This is a genomic window from Pseudomonas bohemica, assembly GCF_002934685.1.
Taxonomy (GTDB): Bacteria; Pseudomonadota; Gammaproteobacteria; order Pseudomonadales; family Pseudomonadaceae; genus Aquipseudomonas; species Aquipseudomonas bohemica.
Window position 1 is genome coordinate 1 of sequence record NZ_NKHL01000005.1, and the last position, 237, is coordinate 237.

The following is a 237-nucleotide window of genomic DNA, read 5'->3' on the forward strand; positions in this document are numbered from 1 at the left end:
TACTGCGACCGTTATCGAATGCAGCCTGTGATCCCGCTACGCGCCATGCCACGCAAACCCCGGCCTGGCTTGCCCCGACTCTTTGATCGTCCAAAGTATCGGCAGCGCAACATCATTGAGCGGATGTTTGGCTGGCTAAAAGAGAATCGCCGAATCGGCACTCGCTACGACAAGCTGGCCAAGAGCTACGCAGCCATGGTCACGCTGGCCTGCAGCCTACGTTGTATGCGGCAATAC

At 57.8% G+C, this 237-nt stretch carries 1 protein-coding gene; it reads left to right on the top strand.

Annotated elements, in window-relative coordinates:
* On the top strand, positions 1-237 hold a 237-nt coding region (locus tag CE491_RS00020; RefSeq protein WP_199884897.1), incomplete at both ends, for a transposase.